Raw genomic sequence first — 18,786 nt, forward strand, 5'->3', positions numbered from 1 at the left:
GGTCAGCCTCCGTCGAGGGGAGAGTGGGCGTCGGGCACTTCGGCCAGGCCGTTGAGCGACTGACCGGCGAGGTACCGGCGCAGGTTTGCGGCGAAGAAGTCGACCGCCTCGTTCATGTACGTGCGACAGAGCGTCGAGCTCTTCGGTGTGAGCACGACCCGGGGGTGGAGCCGGAGCGGATGGCGAGCCGGCAGCGGTTTCGGATCCGAGACGTCCAGGGCGGCGCCGCGTAGGTGGCCGGTGTTGAGGACGGCCAGGAGGGCCCGCTGGTCGACGGTCGTCGCACGACCGAGGTTGAGGAACAGCGCTCCCGGCTTGCAGGCCGTGAAGAGGCTGTGGTCGAAGAGGCGGTCCGTGGCACGGGTGGCGGGTAGCAGGTTGACGACCACGTCTGCGACGGCGACGGCTTGGTGGACCGCCGAGGCGTGCATCCAGGTGATCCCGGCCCCAGGTGCCACAGGCGGTGTCCGACGCACCCCGATCACGTTCATACCGAAAGCGCGGGCAGCGCGAGCGAGATGGCCTCCGATGCTGCCGCAGCCGACGATGGTCATCGTCGACCCGGCAAGGTCGAAGAACTCTGCGGCGAGGTCGTCCTTCCACCACATCCGGTTTCGCTGGACGCGCTGGCTCATGAACAACCCGCGGGAGAAGCCGAGGACCAACCCCATGGCATGCTCGGCCATGGGGCGGCCATGGAACCCGTACGAGCGGGTCAGGGCCACCCCGGCGGAGTGGGCCTCGGCGACGGGCAGATGGTCGGTGCCGGCGGCCGGGGAAGCGATCCAGTTCAGGTGAGGCGCGTTGATCAGCCACGACGGCTCGAACCGCCAGCCGAGGTAGACGTGTGCCTCAGCCAGCCGGTACGCCACGTCCTCGTCACCGGCCGTACGGAAGTCGACACCCGGGAAGGCGATACGTAGGGAACGCTCGTGTTCGGCGGACAGCCGCCAGAAGGAGTGCGGGGATTCCAGGCTGACGAGCACCACCGGCCTGCTCATCGGATCCCGCTTTCCCCGGTGGACGACGGAGCCAGAACCCACGGGGCGATGCGGCCGATGACGGAGCCGATGCTGGCCTCGTAATCGTGGTGCGAACGCACCAGAGCGGTTCCGCCGTTCCGGAGTCGCTCGCGTTCTCGGGGCAGGACGGTCAAGGCTCTGTGCAGGGCGGAGGCCAGGGACTTGCAGTCCCGGGGTGCGGAGGTGAAGCCGGTCACGCCCTCGATGACGGTCTGGGCCAGGCCGCCGGCGCTGGTCGCGACCACTGGCCCAGCGCCTGCCGCGAACGCCTCCAGGGGTATCCGTCCGAAGGGCTCCTCGCGCGAGGGAATGACGACCGCGCGTAGCGCCGGACTGTGCAGCCAGGAGCGGACGGAGGGGGTGAAGCGGGTGATGAGCGTCGCGTCCAAGCCGTAGGCGCGGATACCTGCCGCCAGGTCCTTCTGATGAGAGGTGAGGCGCTCATGCCCCACCGAAGTGACGGCCGCCAGGAGCAGGTGAGGAATACGAACCCCACGCTCCTTCAGGATGTGCAGCGCTTCCAGCAGGTCTTCGAACCCTTTGGCGGGCACCGCGCGCCCCATGACAAGCAGGAATCCGGCTCGGGCCTTGAGTGGCAAGGGGAGGACAGTCGCCGGCCTGGTCATCTCCTCCCGGATCAATCCGTTCGGGATGTTCACGATGCTCCCCCGAGGGACACCACAGCTCGCGAGGAGGTGGTCTCGCATATGGGTGGAGATGGCCCCGATCCGCCCGCCCCGGGCGATCGCTGCCCGCAGGGCTTTACGTTCCCAGCGGATTCGCGACAGGTCTTCTGGCCGTGTGAGGGCCGCTGCCGAGCGGGGGACGAGGAGCAGGTCCATGGTTGGGGACGTGTAGGGGGCGAGGCCGAGGAGTGGGACGTCGAGGCCGATGAGCAGGCAGCGGCTGGTGCGGTCGGCGACGCGTAAGGCAGCCTCCCCTGCCAGGTCACACAGCTGCATGTAGGCGTGGACCGAGCCCGGCGGTGCTTGGACCGCAGGGATCGCGATCACCTGGGCCTCGGCCTTTTCCAGCATCTGCTGGACCTCGCGGGTCCACCGCCGATCGTGCGCTCCCGCTGTTTCGGGGACGTGCGGGGTGATCACGGAGAGACGGCCCGTCGGCAAAATGCGGGCGAGGGCTGTCAGGAAAGCGCGGTTGCTGAAGCCGCTACCCGACTCGGCGCCGTAGAAGCCCTCGTGGACAGCTACGACGACGCGGGGCTGGTGACTGGCTTCAGGTGCGTCAGTGGGCGGGGACGGTGGGGTCGCATGGTCGATGCGCACCGTGTGATGCCTCCTTGTAAGACGGGTCTCGCGGGCATGAGCATCAGGGCGTGCTGGTAGGCGATGGGTTGGCCAGCCGCTTCAGTCGGCACCAGGCACGGGTGCCGTGGGCACCGGTGGTCAAGGACCAGGCATCGGCCAGTGCCTCGACGATGACCAAGCCTCGTCCCGATTCGGCCTCCTCCTGGGGAGCCCGGGGAGAAGCAGGCGCTAGGTCAGGGCAGCCTCCGTCGGTGACGGTGATCTCGACCTCCAAGCCGTCGACGGCCGAGCTCTTGCGGTCCACGCACAGGACCAGGGGCGGACGCCCCGAGGTGAAGGCATTCGTTGCGAGTTCCGACCCGATCAGTCGGGCGTCGTCGAGCAGATCAGCCTCGATGCCGTGGAGCGCCACCGCAACGGCTTCCCGAGCGACCTCGGCCGCCCTCAGCCCGTACGGCAGGTCCGTGATCAGCGTGGTCGTGTTGTCGCAATCGGAGTGCCTGGGTGATGGTGGCGCTGAGCCCGGATGCCCGGTGCCGCGCTCCAACACGCTGCCCGGACGGTCTCGGGAGGTGCTCGTGTGGTGTCTCAAGGCCCACCCCTCTCTCCGCCGGCGTCGAAGGCGGCGCCTTCCGTCGTGACTCAAGAACACCGGAGGAGACCGGTCGGGTAGCACCCGATCAGTGGGTCAACTCGGTCAACTTCCACGAGACGCAGGTGATTCGGCTGCGGTCTGCATCACCATGAGGAGCGCGGGGCGGTCGACGAACCGCTGGGGACGTGAGGTGGGCGAACGTGGGGCAACAAGCAGGGGGACCCAACGCCGAGCTGTCGCGGTGCCTTGACGAACTCGGATGGAGCCCCAAGGCGCTCGCGCGAAAGCTCAACAGGGTGTTCGGAGCGGGGACCGTCGCCGAGTCCGCGCCGTACCACTGGAGGGACGGCGGCTCGCTGCCGCGTTCGCCGTTACCGATGATGGCTGCCTATGTGCTCTCCCAGGAACTGGGTAGAGCTGTCTCCGTAGCCGAACTGTGGCAAGGACGCGCGGGAGACTCCTCGGCGCTCGTCCCGGCGGACACGGATCTCGCACGGCCCTGGACCGTGCAGGGCATGGAGGCGATCGTGGAGGACTGGGTGATGGGAGGGCTTGTCGACCGACGCCGATTCCTCGCGATCTCAGGCGCGGGGCTTCTGGCGATCGTCGCCCAGTACCTCGACGGAACCGCGGGGCGAGGCCAGTACACGTCCCGGATGGCCCCGCCGCCCGGCGCTGATCCGCTCGTCGACCAGGTCGAGCAGCACCTGCCCATGCTCCAGCTGCTTGACGACGAACACGGAGGCGCGAGGCATCTCCCCTACGTCGGTGCCCAGTTCCGCGCTGTGGGGCTACTGATTCACGAGGGCGGGCATCCGCCCGCTGTGGCGAGCAGGCTCATCCGCGCGCTGGCGGAAATCGGACAGCTCGCCGGCTGGATGGCCTTCGACGCGGCAGATCACGGTCTGGCCCAGCGCTACTTCGCCACTGCGCTGCGAGCCGCACATCAGGTCAACGACCTGCCCCTGTGCGCGCACATTCTCGGCGACCTCTCCTTCCAGGCGGCGAGCCGGGGACATCCGGCGGATGCCATCGCCCTGGGCGAGGCAGCCCGCCGCGCCAGCGAAGCCGCCCCGCCTGCCGCCCGGGCATCCGTCCTTTCCCGGCTCGCCTACGCGTATGCGGCCGCCGGCCGTGACAACGACTTCGCCCACACCCGCAGCTCCGCGAGAGAACTGATCGCGGGTCGGGACGGCAGCCGGGAGGAGCCCCGCTGGATGTACTTCCTCACCGACAACCACCTCGACTGCCAAGCCGGCTATGGCTTCGTTCAGATGGGGCGCGCCCGGCAGAAGGAGGACGGTGGTACCAAGGGCCGTCGCTTTCTCGCTCAAGGGACCGAGATGCTCCGTTCCGGGGCGTATGACGTTCCGCGTAGCGACCCCAGCCAGCGCAGAGCCATGTTCGAAGGGGCCTGGCTGGCCTTGGGACACAGCGCCCACGGAGACCTGGAGGCGGCCTGCGAGATCGGCCAGATCGCCGCTGGCCGCCTTGACGCCGTACGTTCGCCGAGGAGCGCGGCACTGCTCCATCAGCTTGCGGCGGACCTCCGCCGCCGCCAGCGCAACCCGCACGTCCGCAGCTTCCTGCCGGTCCTCGAAGACGCACTCGCCCGACATGCTCCGTCGACGCCACCCGGCCGTTAGGGTCGGGATCATGACCGCAGGGGAGCGCGTTGTCGTTGTCGGAGCTGGGGTGGCAGGGCTGACCTCCGCCGTTGTTCTCGCCGAGGCCGGAGTATCGGTGCACGTGATCGCCGAGCAGGTGCCCGGTGTCACCTCGCTGGCCGCCGGCGCGATGTGGGGCCCGTACCTGGTCGAGCCGAAGGACGAGGTCGACCGGTGGGGACAGCAGTCCCTGGAAGTCTTCCAGGAGCTGGCCCAGGACCGGGCCACAGGCGTCCGGCTCACCAGCGGCATCGAGGCATCGCGTACTGCCGAGGCCCCACCTGACTGGGCCACCACGCTGCCCGGGTTCCGACCGTGTGAGTTGACCGAACTGCCGGACGGGTTCACGGCCGGTTACCGGTTCACGGTGCCGCTGATCGACATGCCCGCCTACCTCGACTATCTCCTGCGTCGGTTGCGAGCGGGCGGCGGAACGGTCGAGCAGCGACGTCTGACCTCGCTCGCGGACGTCGGCCCGGCCCCTCTGATCGTCAATTGCGCTGGCTTGGGCGCCCGTGCCCTGGCCCTGGATTCAGACCTGCGGCCGATTCGCGGCCAGCACGTAGTCGTCGCTAACCCGGGGCTGACCGAGTTTTTCTCCGAGGACACCGGCACTTCGCCGGATCTGCTGTGCTTCTATCCGCATGGAGAGACCGTCGTCCTGGGCGGCACAGCCATCGACGACGAAGGCGACCTTGCCCCAGACGACACAGCGGCGGCCCGCATCCTCGACCGATGTGCCGAGGTCGAACCCCGCCTCGCCCATGCCCGAATCCTGGAGCACCGGATCGGTGCTCGGCCGACCCGTTCCATGGTCCGCGTGGAGGCGGAGCGACAGGATGAGGTCCTGGTCGTGCACAACTACGGGCATGGAGGCGCCGGCGTCTCGCTGTCGTGGGGGTGCGCCCAGGAAGTTTCGGATTTGCTCGCTTCGAGGTGGCTCTAGATCTATTGCCGTTAGATCTCCCGCCGCGCGCCGCTCTTGGAGGGCATACGTGACGCAACAGAACAGTAGGCGGGGACCGGGCATTGCTGCGGCGATCGTCGTCCACGGGGGGCGGGTCCTCATGGTGCGCCGCCGGGTCAGCGAGGGAGAGCTCTCCTGGCAGTTCCCTGCTGGCGAGGTTGAGCCCGGCGAGTCACGCGAGGGCGCCGCTGTGCGTGAAGCCCGGGAGGAGACCGGCCTGACCGTCTCCGTAGTGAAGCTGCTCGGCGACCGGATCCACCCGAAGACGGGCAGGCTGATGTCGTACACGGCCTGCGACGTGGTGAGCGGTACCGCCCATGTCGCAGACACCGAGGAGCTGGCCGAGCTCGCATGGGTGACCCATGGCGAGATCGCGCGGTACGTGCCGTACGGGCTGTTCGAGCCGGTACAGGCTCACCTCGACGCCGCTCTGCTGTAAAGGGTTGGCGCACGGGCCTGGAACCTGGTCGTATACGCGCCATGAGCCTGTGACCGGGAGTATCCTCCGAGGCTCCCGCCGTGACCGTCGGCTAATCAGTCTCATAGGCATGTTCGAATCCGGGGCTCGGGAACCGGCCTGAGCGATGGTGCTCTTCAAGGGCATGGCCAGGCCGAATTACGGAGGCAACTTCTGGTTGGAGGAGACCGTGCAGGGACGCCCCTGCCGTTGTCCCCGAAGGACGTTGACAGGCGCACTTGTTGTGCTGCTTGGTGCGTGGCTCGTTGCGGTCCGGCCCGGGTGTTGAAAGCGCGGAGTGTACTGCCTGGACAGGACTCCCGTGCCAAATGCCCGCGAACGGAGAGAGGCGCACGAACTGCATCCGATGCTGAGGTGGCGGAGATAAGGCAGCAGCAAGAGAGCCTCGAATTCCGCTCGGGTGGAGCTTCCGACCGAGACATTCAAGTCCATGGCATGCCGTTCACAGGAGACCCATGAACACCGCAACCAAGCCGACCATCGATGGCAAGTCCGCTGCTTCGGCGACTACGTCCCTGCCTGCGACAGTGGACCAGAGCGAAAGTTCCGCTGACCGCACGAGGGTGGGCCCCGACGCCGTCGTCGTAGTCGATGGCAGGCTCACCGAGGCCGGAGAGATGCTCGTCTCAGAACTGGTCGCTGAGATCTTGCCCCTGATCAATCAGGCGCCCAGCCCCGGGGCCGCGCTGGCCGCGTTCGGACAACTCTTGAGAGAGGGGATCGCCAGCATCGTTGCCGGGCGGTGCACCGTCTATAGGTGGTGCGTCGAGACCAACTACCACTTCGACCACACCGGTGCCGACCACACAGTTTCTAGCCTCTGCCGGGACGAGCCCCTCGTATACGCGCACCTGCTCCACCTTTCCGGCTCGAAGCCGATCATCGGTCTGCAGGGCGAAGACCTCGACGCCGACCAGGCCCGTTCGAAGGCGGCCGAGCTGCGCAAGTTGGCGGACACGGTTGACGAGATGGCCGGGTCAATCACGGAGGGCAGGACGGCAACAACGCCTGGCCACTGGCCGTGGTGCCAGCCTGGCGAGTGCGTGACCCGCCAGTACGACGATGGCGAGACGTACATCGAGCACTACGGGCGCAAGGCCACCGCGGTCCTGGTCGACACGGATGGATCCGACATGCTTCAGCTCCGTGCCAACCTCTGCTACGACCAGAGCACAGCCAAGAAGCATCCGGACATATTTCTTGAGGACCCCGATGGTAACTGCGTGTTCCTCGACGTGATCTCCCTCGACGCCACGATCGCCCGGCTCTCGAGCTTCACGGGCGATCTGCGTGGCATGCGTCGGCAGATGATGCAGCCACCGTGCGAGGCCCCCGCCCCGCAGGAGATCGCCGAGCAGGATGTAGATCGGCTCACGGTCGGCTTCTCGGAGCCGCAGCTTGAGGTACGGGCATGACGACACACGACAGGCAGGCAGCCTTCGACGCCTTTCGGAAGCGCATGTGTGAGCATCTCGCCGTCATGCCCGATCACCCGGACCAAGACCTTCACGTCGAGCAGGCGCTCCTCGACGAGGGCACCTTCTTCACTCATCGGCTCGACGGCGACGGCCACCATGTTGTCTACGATCCCAGGCAGATCAGCCCACTCAACGTCCGCCAGTTTCTCGGCATATACGTGTCGTACACCGAGGGCCGCGTCCTCGACCAGATCCGCGACGCCGCCTACGAGTTCGACACGGACGGCTGGATGCAGTTTCACGAGCATCTCATCAGTTGGATCGACCGCTCCCAGGATCCCGAAGGCGTCATCGATCGGGTCCTGGAACTGATCGTCTCTGAGCGGACAGGTCAATCCGGAAGGGCGACCGTGAGCGCTACACCCGTCGTGACGGTGGCATGAGGCGCGGGCGAAACTTCGTGAGTCGTTGTGAGACGGTCGGTCTGACTGAGCCGGATGGGACTGCATAGCGACGCGAGGATCGGCACTGGGGCGGTCGGGCTGAGGCTGATGCCTGGCGCAAGGTCGTTGGGACGGGCCGTACCCCTCTTGCCTGCCCTGTGGGCCATGTGGAGCGTTCCGAGGCGGTTGACCTGCTGGAAGTCCCGAAATCCCAGCATCACCGGGCCTTGCGAGGTTGGTCGGCGCGGCTCGTGGCGGGCCCGGGGGAGCGCCCGTCCGACTGCAACGAGCGGCCGTTGTCCGGCTGAGTCATGGCCGAGGCATCGGCGGGCAAATCGGCCATGTGCCGGAGCCGCCACACCAGCACGTCACTGACCGATTCGGCGGTGCCCAGCTCCCGTCGTCCGACTGCTTCCGTAAGGAGCACGGCCGGTCTATAGCCAGCACTTTCGACGTCAGCGAGAGTGGCCGCCAACGCGTACCAGCCAGGTTCGGCCAGGACCTGCTCGGCCAGATCTGGCACGGCTTGGCGGAGATGGGCAGCCTGCTTGTGCCGCAGGGGCAGGGCGAGGCGCTGACCGCGCTCGTACAAGGCTCCCATAGGCATGCCGGCCGCGGTTCGGTAGGCAGCACGCAGGTGGACGGCGGCCTCTTGGGCGGCGGCTGCCTGCTGGGCGTGCTGTTTCCTTCCGTGCCAGTGGGCGGCGGCGGTGACGAGGAAGAACACCATGTCGATCACCATTGCCGTGGTGGCGCCGTCCTCTCCCCGGCCGAGCGCTGGACCGCTGAGGGCCAGGTCGCGGGCCGCTCGTCGCAGCTGCTGGCCGTGGAGGAACTCCTCGCGAGTGTGGGAGCGGGAGGCCCGTTCGAATACCAGGGCCGCCTGACGTAGTTCCTGGCGCGTGTGCAAGGCAGAGGTCTTGGCGAGAGCATCGAGGACTTCACCGGTTGCAGCGATCTGCGCGGCTGCCGCACCGTCGTTACCTCCATCGAGGACGACCAGGGCCGCCCACGCGGCGTCAGTAGTGGTCCGTCGTGCGACGGACGGCCCGACCCGCTGTGGAGGATGGTCCTGGTGGCCGGTACTGTCCGGCGCACTCGCGACGGCAGTCGTGTCGAACCGGGCCTGGATGCGCGGCAGGGACAGGTCGGGGGCGAGCGTCGAGCCGGCGTAGAAGACAGGTTCGCGGTCCGCGTTGTGGTCGCCGGGGAGGGCGACGGTATAGCCCTTGAGGTCGCCGGAGGGCAGGACCCGTGTGCGTACGAGGAGCCCTGCGCCCTTGAGGCGGTCGAAGAATTCTCGCTCGGTGGCGGCGCCGGCGACCGCACGGCGGACGGTTTCGCGCAGCTCCTCTCGTACGGTGCGGTCCCGACCTTGGCGCTCCGCCTTGTGGTGCTCGGCGCTGGTGGGGCGCTTGGCCGCGGTGCCGTCGCCGGGGGCGACACGGTGCAGGCCGTAGTCGGCTTCGATGAGGCGGGCAGCGGCTTGTGCGCGCTGGCCGGAGCGATGGTGGTCGGGGCGGCGGCCGTCCTCGCGTACGAGGGTGGCGATGATGTGGATGTGGTCATCGGCGTGACGAACGGCGGCCCACCGGCACCCAGCGTCGTCTACGCCGCCGGGGTCGATGCCGGTGGCGGCCACGATGCGGCGGGCGATGTCGCCCCACTCCTCGTCGCTGAGAATGCGGTCGGTGCCTGCTGCGCGTACGGAGCAGTGCCACACGTGCTGGTCGGGTCGCTGGCCTTCGTCGAGCAGGTGCAGTGGCTGGTCGAGAAGCCGCTGGAGATCCTCTTTCGTCGCGGAGGGGTCGCGGCCGGGGTCTGGTGCCATGGAGTCGAAGGAGGCGACCAGGTGCGGGTCGACGTGTTCCTCGCGGGCGCCTTTGCCGTAGAGGTAGTTGAGCAGCCCGCGGGTGCTGCTGCCTTGCTTGTGGATGCGGGGGATCAAGCGGTCTCGTCTTTCTGCCGGTTGTTGATCCGCTCGACGGCCGTCCTGGTCGCGGTGGCCGCGTGGCGGACGGCGGTGAGAGTCTCCTCAATGCGGGCGATATCGCCGCCGGAATTGAGGGCCTTGGTCATCTGGTTGAGGTTGCTGCCGGCCCAGCCGAGCTTGCGTCCGGTGGCGAAGAGCTCGGTGAGGATGTCCTGGTCGGCGGCGATGGTTGCGGCGGTGCGGGCCTGGTCGCGGGCGGCGGCCAAGGCGGAGTGGGCGAGGAACCCGGCGATGCTCATGCCGACGGCGTCGGCGCCGGCCTGGATGACTGTGTGTTCGCGTTCGTTGAGGCGGACGCTCTGGGCGGGACGCTGCTTCTTGTCGCGCGGTCGCGATTTCCCCTTGGGGCGGCGCCTGCGGACGGCCGTATTTGGCTGCGATCCGCCCCCGGTCGCAGCCTTTCCGTCCGGCGCCCCCTGGCGCTGGTCGAACCCCGCCACCCCCGGGGCGGGGCCGGGTTCGGACGCTCCTCCTGCGGGGGAGTGTCCGAACCTCCAACTTGCTCCGCTTTGGGTTGGCGTGGTGTGGCCCGCGTTCTGGTGCACGGGGCGATTGGGGTACGAATCCTGTATGGAGATCAGCTCCTGGTAGGGGAGGGAAGAGCGCACCAGGCCGACGAACGGGCAGTAGCCCCGCCTCCCGCTGGTTCGAGTGGGAGAGCGTGGGGGAGGGCCGTGCGTGCCTGGCATAGCGGTGCGAATGAGGCGGGCCCGCAGATCAGACGGAGTGGCTGGTCCACAGGTCCCCGTGCGGGCGTCCGGGGGGCTGACCGGATATCCGGTCAGCCCGATGGGATGCCGCTCTTGGCGTCCGGCTCTGCGGCTAGGAGGGCCTTGAGTTCGGTGAGCCGGTCTTCGGAGATGGTGAGCTCGGCCGCGCGAATGGCGTTCCGCAGCACGGCGCGAGTGGCTGTTCCGTGCGTAGCGATGGCCCTGCGGCCGATCGCGAGCAGTTCCTCCATTTCGGCACCGGGAGGACGTCCGTAGCGTTGCGCGGCAGGGACGTCGACCTCGGGGGCCGGCTCGGTGGTCTCGCGAGCGGGGGCCGCATCGTGCAGGGGAAGTCGGTTCTGCACGGATCGAGGAGGCAGGAGCTCGGAGCGAAGGCGGGAAGCGGGGTGTTCCGTGGCCTTCTCGCCCTGCGAGGCGTAGTCGGCACCCGGCTGGCCGCGCCGGAGCGTCGTCGTCTCGCCGCGATGCGTCGCGCCCCCATCCAGCGCGGAAGCAGTCCAAGGCGATTCGAGTTCGATGGTGGCCAGCGCTGCCGCGTGACGGCGGACGGCGAGCTGCTGCAGCAGCACTTCGCGTTGATGCTGGTCGATGCCCACCGCAGCTTGGGCGATGGCCTGTGAAAGCCGTCGTGAAGTGCGCCGACCTCGCCAGCCGGCGCGCTGCTTCTGGGTTCGCTCCGCGAGATGGGAGGCTAGGGCGACGGCCTTGCGGGTGGCCCGGTCGCGGGTGATCTGGGAGGCATCACGATCGCGAGCGGCGATGCCGAGGCGGGAGAGAAGGCGCTCGCGTGCTTCGCGTCCGACCCGGGCAAGCACGCTGTGGGAAGCGCTCTCGGGTGTGCGGATGCGCAGTTCGATGCCCATGGCCTGATGCCAGAGCAGTGCGGCCATGATCGGGCCGACGAAAGCTCGCACTGTGCCGCCGACCATGCCTGACTCGGCGTACGCGGGGATCACCTGCACAGCGGTGATCACCCAGGTCAGGGTTCCGGGCAGGCCGGGTGCCTGCTTGGGCCCGTGCAGATTCTGCCGCGCGAGCAGTGCCGTGGCGAAGAGGGCGAGTTCGGCGGCGGCGAACATCGCGATGCGCTCGGTGGTACCGCTCATGTCCAGGTAGTCGGCGGCGAACCGCCAGCTGGTGTCTGCGCTGTAGGCGGTACAGCCGACCGCGGCCAGTGCGGCGACCCTGACCGCAGGTGTACCGGGCTGGTGCCTGCTGCGGTTTCGGGTAGAGCGCCGGCCGCTCAGGAAGCCGAGCAGCAGCATCGTGCAAGTGCCCAGGAGGGCGGCAAGGGCGAGAGACGTTGAGGTCCAGCGCCCGAGTTCGGGCAGGGCGAGTTGCGTCATACAGGGGTCTCCAGAGAGGCCCGCCGCGCCGTTTGGGCAGGAGTGGGCGCGGACGGGCGACATGGGCAAGTGGTGAGGTGGATCGGCGCCGTGTGGTCAGGCGTTGGGCCGGCGTCTGCGGTCTGCGCCGGTGAGGACGACGGTCGTGGTCATCTCGGAGAGACGGGAGGCGACGCGGTCGCCGACGGCGTCGCGCAGGGCGGCGGTCGGTAGATTGGTCGTGATGAGTGTGGGGAGCAGATCGGTGTAGCGGCGGTTGATCAGCCGGTAGGTGATCTCCTCGGTCCACTCCGACTGCTTGGCCGCGCCGAGGTCGTCCAGGATCAGCAGCGGGCAGCTGCTGAGAGCGGCGAGGTCGCGCTCGGCGTCGTGGCCGGGGCGAGGGCGCAGGCGGGCGTACAGGTCGGCCGTGGTGGCTGCCTCCCATCGCAGTCGCACCCCGGCGGTCAGCAGCGACCGAACCGCGCCGTACGCCTGGTGCGTCTTGCCGGTACCGGTGGGCCCGGCGATCAGCAGGGACGGTCCGAGCGCGATGCCCCGGGTGCCGCTCGGGCCCGGCCGCGCGGCGAGGGCGACCTCGTCGACCCAGGCGTCGACCTGCTGGTGGTCGGCGAGGGCATGGCGGTAGCGAGGGGGTATACGGGCCTCGGCCAGTTCAAGTGCGGTCACCCGCTCCGAAGGTGCCTCGGCAGGCAGGGCATTTGCGTCGATGCCCCGGTCGGCGAGGATCGTGCCGAGGCGGGCCGCCAGGGAGCTGATGCGCTGCGGTTCACGCCTGGTGGCGGCTGTGGTCACAGCTGGCCTCCGTAGGCCGCCTCAATGTCAGCGGGTGCCGGGTTGGTCCACGCTCGGTGCGGGGCGGCAGCTGCCTGCGGGGTGTTCATGGCCTCGTTGACCAGGCTCGGCAGCAGGCTCACGGACAGGCCCTTGGCGCGCATGCGCCTCATCCCGGCGCGGATGTGTTCGGCCGAGATGCCCTCGTCGAGCAGCTTGCCGACCGTCTTGCCGAGGCGGCCCAGTACGTCGCTGGGCGGGCGGTGTTCGCAGGAGGCGACGTACTCGCCGACCAGGTCCTTGGCTGAGATCGACCCCGAGACGGTGGGTGGCGCGGGGGCGCTGGCGCTCCCCACCGGAGGTGATCCTAGATCCAGGATCCTAGGTCCTAGATCCGGATCATGATTCCTCACTGCAGCCTCCCGGCGTTGTGGTGAGGGCTCACTGAAATCGCCCTGACCTGCGGGTTCCCGTTTCACTGAGGACTCGCCGCTTTCACGGGACACCTCAGGTCCTCCATCGTGAGGGCTCACGGCTTGCTCACGGAGGACGCCGTGAACAGGCGAGGGCGCCACGTCCGATCGGTTGCCCTGGTGACGCGGGCAGGCAGGGCAGCGGCTGCCGCTGGGACGGTTGATCTTCTGGTGGCGGGCCCAGGTGACGATGTGCAGGTACCGCTTGCCGTCGTCGCCCTCGTACCGGCAGATCAACCCCGCGCTGTCGAGCTGCGTGAGGTCGTCCTCGACCTCCAGCGGGCCGTGTTCGGGGCGCAGGGACCACAAGGCGCCGGCGATGACGGCAGCTTGGTCTCGGAAGCGGCCGTGGTCGTCTGCCTGGGTGAGGAGGCCGAAGAAGGTCCGCTCAGCGTGGACGCTCACTGCGGCGAGCGACTCGGAGATGAAGGCTTCCGGCTTGATCGTGCGTATCCGCGCCATGCCTATCGCCCGGCCTTCGCGGGCAGAGCTGAGGAGTTCGGCGACGAGGATGCGACTACGGCCGCGAGGGCTGTAGCTTGTTGGGGCATAGACGGTTCCTCACCCGGTGGCGTTGTGACCGCCACCGTCTTGGTCGTTCAGGTACGGGCGATATCGGTAGGGGACTGCTTGGCCCCCGGCGTTGGCCCGCCGGGGGTTTTCATGCGCTCGGCACCGCAAAGGTCCCGGGCGTATGGCCAAGACAGTCACACCCTCCCCGCACAAGTCCAGCATTCTGCCGAGAAAGCAAACAGCTCTCGGCGAACGCGTCGTGCACGGCTTCCTTAAAACGATAGACCCGAATCGGCGGTTGACGAAGAAGCGGCGCAAAAGGGGCAACTGGTAAACCATTCCCAGGGTGGCTTTGGTGCACGGGCGATGTGACCGAGTGAGGCAATAACCCCACGTCAGGGAGCTCGAAAGTAGCGCGTTGGCCCCAGGGATACAAGGATTTGGTCAGCGGCGGATTACAGGCTATGTTGCGTCGCTCGCGGGAGCCAGGGGGCCAGATCTGACAAAAATGACGCGCAACATAGCAGCAGATCGCCGGTTACCAAAACCGCCAATGCAGAGTTACAACTGACCCATGCCTGAAAGCCCTCTGGGAATTGGTCCGGCCGGCGTGCTGACCGCCCGCGCCATTACCCGTTCCCGCGCAGCGCGCGGATTCGCTCAGCGCCAGCTGGCCGAACGGGTGACCGCGCTCGGCCGCCCCATGACCATCACGATGTTGTCCCGCATCGAACGCCGGCAGCGCCGTTGTGACGTCGATGACCTCGTCGCCATCGCAGCCGCCCTCGACGTCTCGCCGCTCGCTCTGCTCGCCGAGACGAGGTAGCGGAGCCTGCACAGTGCTCCCGGGTGGGCCAACACCCGGCAGCCGCTGCGTACATCACCTCGCCCGTACCCACGTGATCAACCGGCGCGTCATGAGTCACACCACCGCGCCAGAGAAGGAACCTCCTTGCACCGAGAGGCCATGCGCCCTGCCCTGTTGCCCTTCCTGAGCTGGATCGCGAAGGAGGCGATCCAGCGTGGCTGAGCAGCCAGGTAGCGAGGTGGCGCCGGCCCGCCTCTACCGCCCCGACGAACTCGCGACCGCGCTCGGCTGCTCTGAGTGGTGGGTCAAGGACCGGGCCCGGCGCCACCAGATCCCCTTTGTTCGCGTGGGCCGTGCCTACCGCTTCACCGCCGCCCATCTCGCTGAGATCATCCGCCTCCACGAGGAGCGACCGACCGTCGCCGCGCGACCGCCAGCACCTGCTGCCATAGCTGCGGCTCCTGCCCGACGTTCCAGTGCGCCCGAGTCGGCTGTGCCCTCCGGCCGCCTGCGCGCCAGGCCGCCGCGCCGATCCAGCCGAGCCGAGTTCGACACCGCCGCGTAGAACGCCGCACCGAAGAGGAAGGAAACGCAATTGGGTTTCGCGGAGAAGCGCGGAAGCTACTGGCGTGCCCGATACAAGACCGCTCCCGGTAAGCACCTCACGGTCGTCGATGAGCAGGGCAAGACGATCAAGTTCGCCACCAAGGGCGAAGCCCAACGCTCGGCGGGCGAGGCCGAGAACAAGTACCGACGCGGCGACTGGCGCGACCCCGCCCTGGGGCAGGAGACGTTCGGCGAGTACGCGAGCCGCTGGTACGAGGCCCAGGATCTGGCCGCCTCGACCATGCAGAACTACAAGCGTCACATCGAGGAGCACCTCCTCCCAGACTTCGAGGACCATGCGCTCGCCGGCATCCTGCGCTCGGACGTCGATCGGTGGGAGAAGAAGGAAAGGGCCCTGTACGCGGCCTCCAGCGTCAAGACATGGCGCTCCACGTTCCACCTGATCTTCGAGGATGCGATCGACGAAGGGCTGATCACCTCGAACCCGGCGACCAGGCGGCGCGGGCGGGGCAAGCGCGCGGGCCGCTCCCGTGACCGAGGCCCGGAGAAGGTCGTCACCGATCCGCTCGGCATCCTGCTCACCGCTGAACGAGCGGCTCTCCTGTCTGGCCGCGATGACGAGTTCGTCGCCGTGGTCCTCAAGGGGTACACCGGCATGCGCTGGGGCGAAATCATCGGTCTGGAGACCGAGTTCGTTCGCTCTGGCTCCATCCGTGTCGAGTGGCAGCTATACGAACTGGACTCGGGTGAGATGGTGCGCTGCCCGCCCAAGGACGATAGCTATCGCACCCTCGACTCGACGGACTGGCTGTCCGCTTTGGTCGCCAACCACGTCGCACGCACGAAGCCGACGCCCTGCTCCTGCCACGGCAGGACCTACGTTTTCCGTGGACAGGGTGCAGCTCGCACCGGAGGGCACCAGGGCGCGAAACTCGTCGATGTCGCACGCCGGGCCGCAGTCTCCACTGGGACGGTGTCCAACGTCCTCAACCACCCCGATCGCGTCACCGAGTCGACGCGAATACGGGTGGAGGAGGCCATCACGGATCTTGGGTTCGTACGCGGCGGCACGGTGGTGGAGCCTGCAGCCCACTGGCGCAGGAACGGATTCGCGACGTGGCTGTTCACCCCGGCGGTATCGGGCTGGTATCCGAAGAAGGCACCGCAGGAAGCACGCCCCGTACCGCTACTAGGCGAGCCGTGGCCCGGAGTCCCCGCACGAGGACGCGGTGCCGGCCAACGAGCCGACGCCTGTTGGCTCCCGATCGCCAAGGGCCTCACGCCCCACGGACTGCGCCACACCCACAGGACCGTGATGGAGGACCTCGGCACCGAGAAGGTCCTCATGGACCAGCGCATGGGCCACATCGACGGCTCCGTCTCGGCACGCTATGCCCATGTCACGCCGGGCATGCGCAAACGCCTCATGCTCGGCTTGACCGAGCAGTGGGAGGCAGCGCTCGCTGCGCGCCTGTCGATGTGTCCCACTTCGCCCGTGCACGCGCTCGACGCCCTCCTGCGTGTACGCCGGTAACACGGGCCGCGGCGAAGCCTGGGCTGCGCGAGACACCCGGACTTCCCGATCGCAGGGGTGAAATCCGGGCCGGACCGCCCGGCCCTGCTGGACGTTGGTTCTCGGCTCACGCGGACCGCCTCTTGGGCCTCGGGCGATGAGGGGGATGCGTAACCACGGACATACGGGCCTAATATGAGGACCGCCTCGGCCGTTCGAGACTCGCTTGGCCGCCTGTCTCGGACGGCCGAGCGCCTTTCCGTGCGAGCCCGGCCGACGGTAAACGACTCGGCGGAGTGGCACCTGGGTGCCATACGATTGCGGCGGCTTGCAGATTCGCCTGTCACCATGCGTGACACGGTTGAGCGACCTTGCGCGGTCGCGCCTGCTGCACCCTCCCGACTTTGGCCCGCCGTGGCACCGCCGCCGGCGCCAAACGTACGAAATGGAGCATCCAAGGATGGCTCGACACCTGGTAACCAGCGCGCTTCCCTACATCAACGGGATCAAGCACCTGGGCAACATGGTCGGGTCGATGCTTCCGGCGGACGTGTACTCCCGGTACCTCCGCCAGCGTGGTCACGACGTCCTGTACATCTGCGCGACCGACGAGCACGGGACGCCCGCCGAGCTGGCCGCCAAGGCGTCCGGGCTGTCGGTGGCCGAGTTCTGCGCGCAGGCCCACGACGACCAGAAGGCCGTGTACGACGGGTTCCAGCTGGCCTTCGACTACTTCGGGCGCAGCTCGTCGCAGCAGAACGTCGAGATCACCCAGCACTTCGCGCGCAAGCTGCACGAGAACGGCTTCATCGAGGAGCGGGCGATCCGCCAGGTGTTCTCGCCGGTCGACGGCCGTTTCCTCCCCGACCGGTACGTCGAGGGGACCTGCCCGCACTGCGGTTACGACAAGGCGCGCGGCGACCAGTGCGAGAACTGCACCCGTGTCCTGGACCCGACCGACCTGCTGGAGCCGCGTTCGGCGATCAGCGGCTCCACGGAGCTGGAGGTCCGCGAGACGAAGCATCTTTTCCTGCTCCAGTCGAAGCTTCAGCACGAGGTCGAGGCGTGGGTGGCCCGGCACGAGGCCGAGTGGCCGCAGCTGTCGTCCTCCATCGCCCGCAAGTGGCTGACCGAGGGTCTGCACGACCGGGCGATCACCCGCGACCTGGACTGGGGCGTGCCGGTCCCGGCGGACACCTGGCCGGAGCTGGCGGCCGAGGGCAAGGTCTTCTACGTCTGGTTCGACGCCCCGATCGAGTACATCGGCGCGACGAAGGAGTGGTCGGACGCCGCCCCCGCTGGCGAGAGTCGCGACTGGAAGTCGTGGTGGTACGAGGCCGACGAAACCGTCCGCTATACCCAGTTCATGGCGAAGGACAACGTCCCGTTCCACACGGTGATGTTCCCCGCCACCGAGCTCGGCGTGCGCGAGCCGTGGAAGAAGGTCGACGTCGTCAAGGGCTTCAACTGGCTGACGTACTACGGCGGCAAGTTCTCCACCTCTCAGAAGCGCGGCATCTTTACTGACGCCGCGCTGGAGACGCTCCCGGCCGACTACTGGCGCTACTTCCTCATCGCCAACGCCCCCGAGTCCGACGACTCCTCCTTCACCTGGGAGCACTTCGCCGCCACGGTCAACAAGGACCTGGCCGACACCCTCGGCAACTTCGTCAACCGCGTGCTCTCCTTCTCCCGCAAGCGCTTCGGCGACGAGGTTCCCGCAGGCACGGCGGCCGACGAGGCGGAGACCCGACTCGGTGAGGAGATCGCCCGCCTCCTGGCCGAGTACGAGGAGCACATGGACACACTCCAGTACCGCAAGGCTGGCGCGGCGCTCAGGGCTCTGTGGTCGGCGGGCAACTCCTACCTGGAGGAGAAGGCCCCTTGGCTGGAGATCAAGACTGACCCGGAGGGCGCGGCCCTGACCCTGCGCACGGCGATGAACCTCATCCACCTCTACGCGATCGTCTCCGAGCCCTTCATCCCGGCCTCGGCCGCCGCCATGCGCGGTGCATTCGCCCTGGAGAACGACACCGCGACCTGGGTGACCGCCGAGCAAACGAAGTCCCTGGACGCTGTCCCGGCCGGCACGCCGTTCACCGTGCCGCCGGTGCTCTTCGCGAAGATCACGGAGGAGGATCTGGAGTCCTACCGCGAGCGCTTCGGCGGCGCTGACGCCTGAGCCAGGGACCGGTCACGATGGGCTGAGG

Annotated in this window: 17 protein-coding genes; 9 read left to right on the plus strand and 8 right to left on the minus strand. The window is 68.1% G+C overall.

Annotated features, from left to right (window positions below; translation table 11 throughout):
• Nucleotides 1–2: 2 nt before the first annotated feature.
• Genes ACIRR8_RS11400 through ACIRR8_RS11410 form a run of 3 tightly spaced genes read right to left on the minus strand, consistent with a single transcriptional unit; the run spans nt 3 to nt 2,840 of the window.
• On the minus strand, nt 3–1,001 hold the full coding sequence (locus tag ACIRR8_RS11400) for a D-2-hydroxyacid dehydrogenase (RefSeq protein ID WP_404062075.1): 999 nt from the start codon (nt 999–1,001) through the stop codon (nt 3–5).
• Nucleotides 998–2,308, minus strand: coding sequence for a glycosyltransferase family 4 protein (locus ACIRR8_RS11405; RefSeq protein ID WP_404062078.1), 1,311 nt, complete (start codon nt 2,306–2,308; stop codon nt 998–1,000). The genes ACIRR8_RS11400 and ACIRR8_RS11405 overlap by 4 nt, the downstream gene beginning before the upstream one ends.
• A 43-nt stretch (nt 2,309–2,351) precedes the next feature.
• Nucleotides 2,352–2,840, minus strand: coding sequence for an ATP-binding protein (locus ACIRR8_RS11410; protein WP_404062081.1), 489 nt, complete (start codon nt 2,838–2,840; stop codon nt 2,352–2,354).
• 245 nt (nt 2,841–3,085) lie between these two features.
• Between ACIRR8_RS11410 and ACIRR8_RS11415 the strand changes: the two genes are divergently transcribed.
• The 5 genes from ACIRR8_RS11415 to ACIRR8_RS11435 all read left to right on the plus strand — a co-directional run bounded on the left by ACIRR8_RS11415 (nt 3,086) and on the right by ACIRR8_RS11435 (nt 7,858).
• On the plus strand, nt 3,086–4,531 hold the full coding sequence (locus tag ACIRR8_RS11415) for a carph-isopro domain-containing protein (RefSeq protein WP_404062083.1): 1,446 nt from the start codon (nt 3,086–3,088) through the stop codon (nt 4,529–4,531).
• Between the two features lie 10 nt (nt 4,532–4,541).
• Nucleotides 4,542–5,498, plus strand: coding sequence for an FAD-dependent oxidoreductase (locus tag ACIRR8_RS11420; RefSeq protein ID WP_404062086.1), 957 nt, complete (start codon nt 4,542–4,544; stop codon nt 5,496–5,498).
• Nucleotides 5,499–5,547: 49 nt separating this feature from the next.
• Nucleotides 5,548–5,958 carry an NUDIX hydrolase gene (locus ACIRR8_RS11425; RefSeq protein ID WP_404062088.1) on the plus strand — a complete coding sequence of 137 codons (411 nt, stop codon included), beginning with the start codon at nt 5,548–5,550 and terminating at the stop codon, nt 5,956–5,958.
• Nucleotides 5,959–6,452: 494 nt separating this feature from the next.
• On the plus strand, nt 6,453–7,412 hold the full coding sequence (locus ACIRR8_RS11430) for a hypothetical protein (protein ID WP_404062090.1): 960 nt from the start codon (nt 6,453–6,455) through the stop codon (nt 7,410–7,412).
• Entirely contained in the window at nt 7,409–7,858 is a 450-nt protein-coding gene (locus tag ACIRR8_RS11435; protein WP_404062093.1) for a hypothetical protein, read from the plus strand. Before ACIRR8_RS11430 ends, ACIRR8_RS11435 begins: the two co-directional genes overlap by 4 nt.
• A gap of 217 nt (nt 7,859–8,075) precedes the next feature.
• Here ACIRR8_RS11435 and ACIRR8_RS11440 read toward each other — a convergent pair whose 3' ends face one another.
• The 5 genes from ACIRR8_RS11440 to ACIRR8_RS11460 form a co-directional block, all read right to left on the minus strand.
• Nucleotides 8,076–9,806, minus strand: coding sequence for a relaxase/mobilization nuclease domain-containing protein (locus tag ACIRR8_RS11440; RefSeq protein ID WP_404062096.1), 1,731 nt, complete (start codon nt 9,804–9,806; stop codon nt 8,076–8,078).
• Nucleotides 9,803–10,090, minus strand: coding sequence for a mobilization protein (locus ACIRR8_RS11445; RefSeq protein ID WP_404062098.1), 288 nt, complete (start codon nt 10,088–10,090; stop codon nt 9,803–9,805). The genes ACIRR8_RS11440 and ACIRR8_RS11445 overlap by 4 nt, the downstream gene beginning before the upstream one ends.
• 542 nt (nt 10,091–10,632) lie before the next feature.
• A complete protein-coding gene (locus ACIRR8_RS11450) occupies nt 10,633–11,928 on the minus strand; it encodes a hypothetical protein (protein ID WP_404062101.1) in 1,296 nt (431 codons plus the stop codon).
• 96 nt (nt 11,929–12,024) lie between these two features.
• A complete protein-coding gene (locus ACIRR8_RS11455) occupies nt 12,025–12,723 on the minus strand; it encodes an ATP-binding protein (RefSeq protein WP_404062103.1) in 699 nt (232 codons plus the stop codon).
• A complete protein-coding gene (locus ACIRR8_RS11460; RefSeq protein WP_404062106.1) occupies nt 12,720–13,637 on the minus strand; it encodes a hypothetical protein in 918 nt (305 codons plus the stop codon). The genes ACIRR8_RS11455 and ACIRR8_RS11460 overlap by 4 nt, the downstream gene beginning before the upstream one ends.
• A gap of 625 nt (nt 13,638–14,262) precedes the next feature.
• On the opposite strand from ACIRR8_RS11460, the gene ACIRR8_RS11465 reads away from it, so the two are divergent.
• From ACIRR8_RS11465 to metG, 4 genes are all read left to right on the plus strand, one after another.
• Nucleotides 14,263–14,514, plus strand: coding sequence for a helix-turn-helix transcriptional regulator (locus tag ACIRR8_RS11465; RefSeq protein WP_026048424.1), 252 nt, complete (start codon nt 14,263–14,265; stop codon nt 14,512–14,514).
• Nucleotides 14,515–14,710: 196 nt separating this feature from the next.
• The gene (locus ACIRR8_RS11470; protein WP_404062109.1) at nt 14,711–15,061 is read left to right on the plus strand and encodes a helix-turn-helix domain-containing protein; all 351 of its coding nucleotides are present in this window, start codon (nt 14,711–14,713) and stop codon (nt 15,059–15,061) included.
• Nucleotides 15,062–15,091: 30 nt separating this feature from the next.
• A complete protein-coding gene (locus ACIRR8_RS11475) occupies nt 15,092–16,597 on the plus strand; it encodes a LacI family DNA-binding transcriptional regulator (protein ID WP_404062112.1) in 1,506 nt (501 codons plus the stop codon).
• A 439-nt stretch (nt 16,598–17,036) separates the two neighbouring features.
• Nucleotides 17,037–18,758 carry a methionine--tRNA ligase gene (gene metG, locus ACIRR8_RS11480; protein ID WP_404062115.1) on the plus strand — a complete coding sequence of 574 codons (1,722 nt, stop codon included), beginning with the start codon at nt 17,037–17,039 and terminating at the stop codon, nt 18,756–18,758.
• Nucleotides 18,759–18,786 lie beyond the last annotated feature (28 nt).

The organism is Streptomyces sp. NPDC101178, assembly GCF_044767965.1.
Taxonomy (GTDB): domain Bacteria; phylum Actinomycetota; class Actinomycetes; order Streptomycetales; family Streptomycetaceae; genus Streptomyces.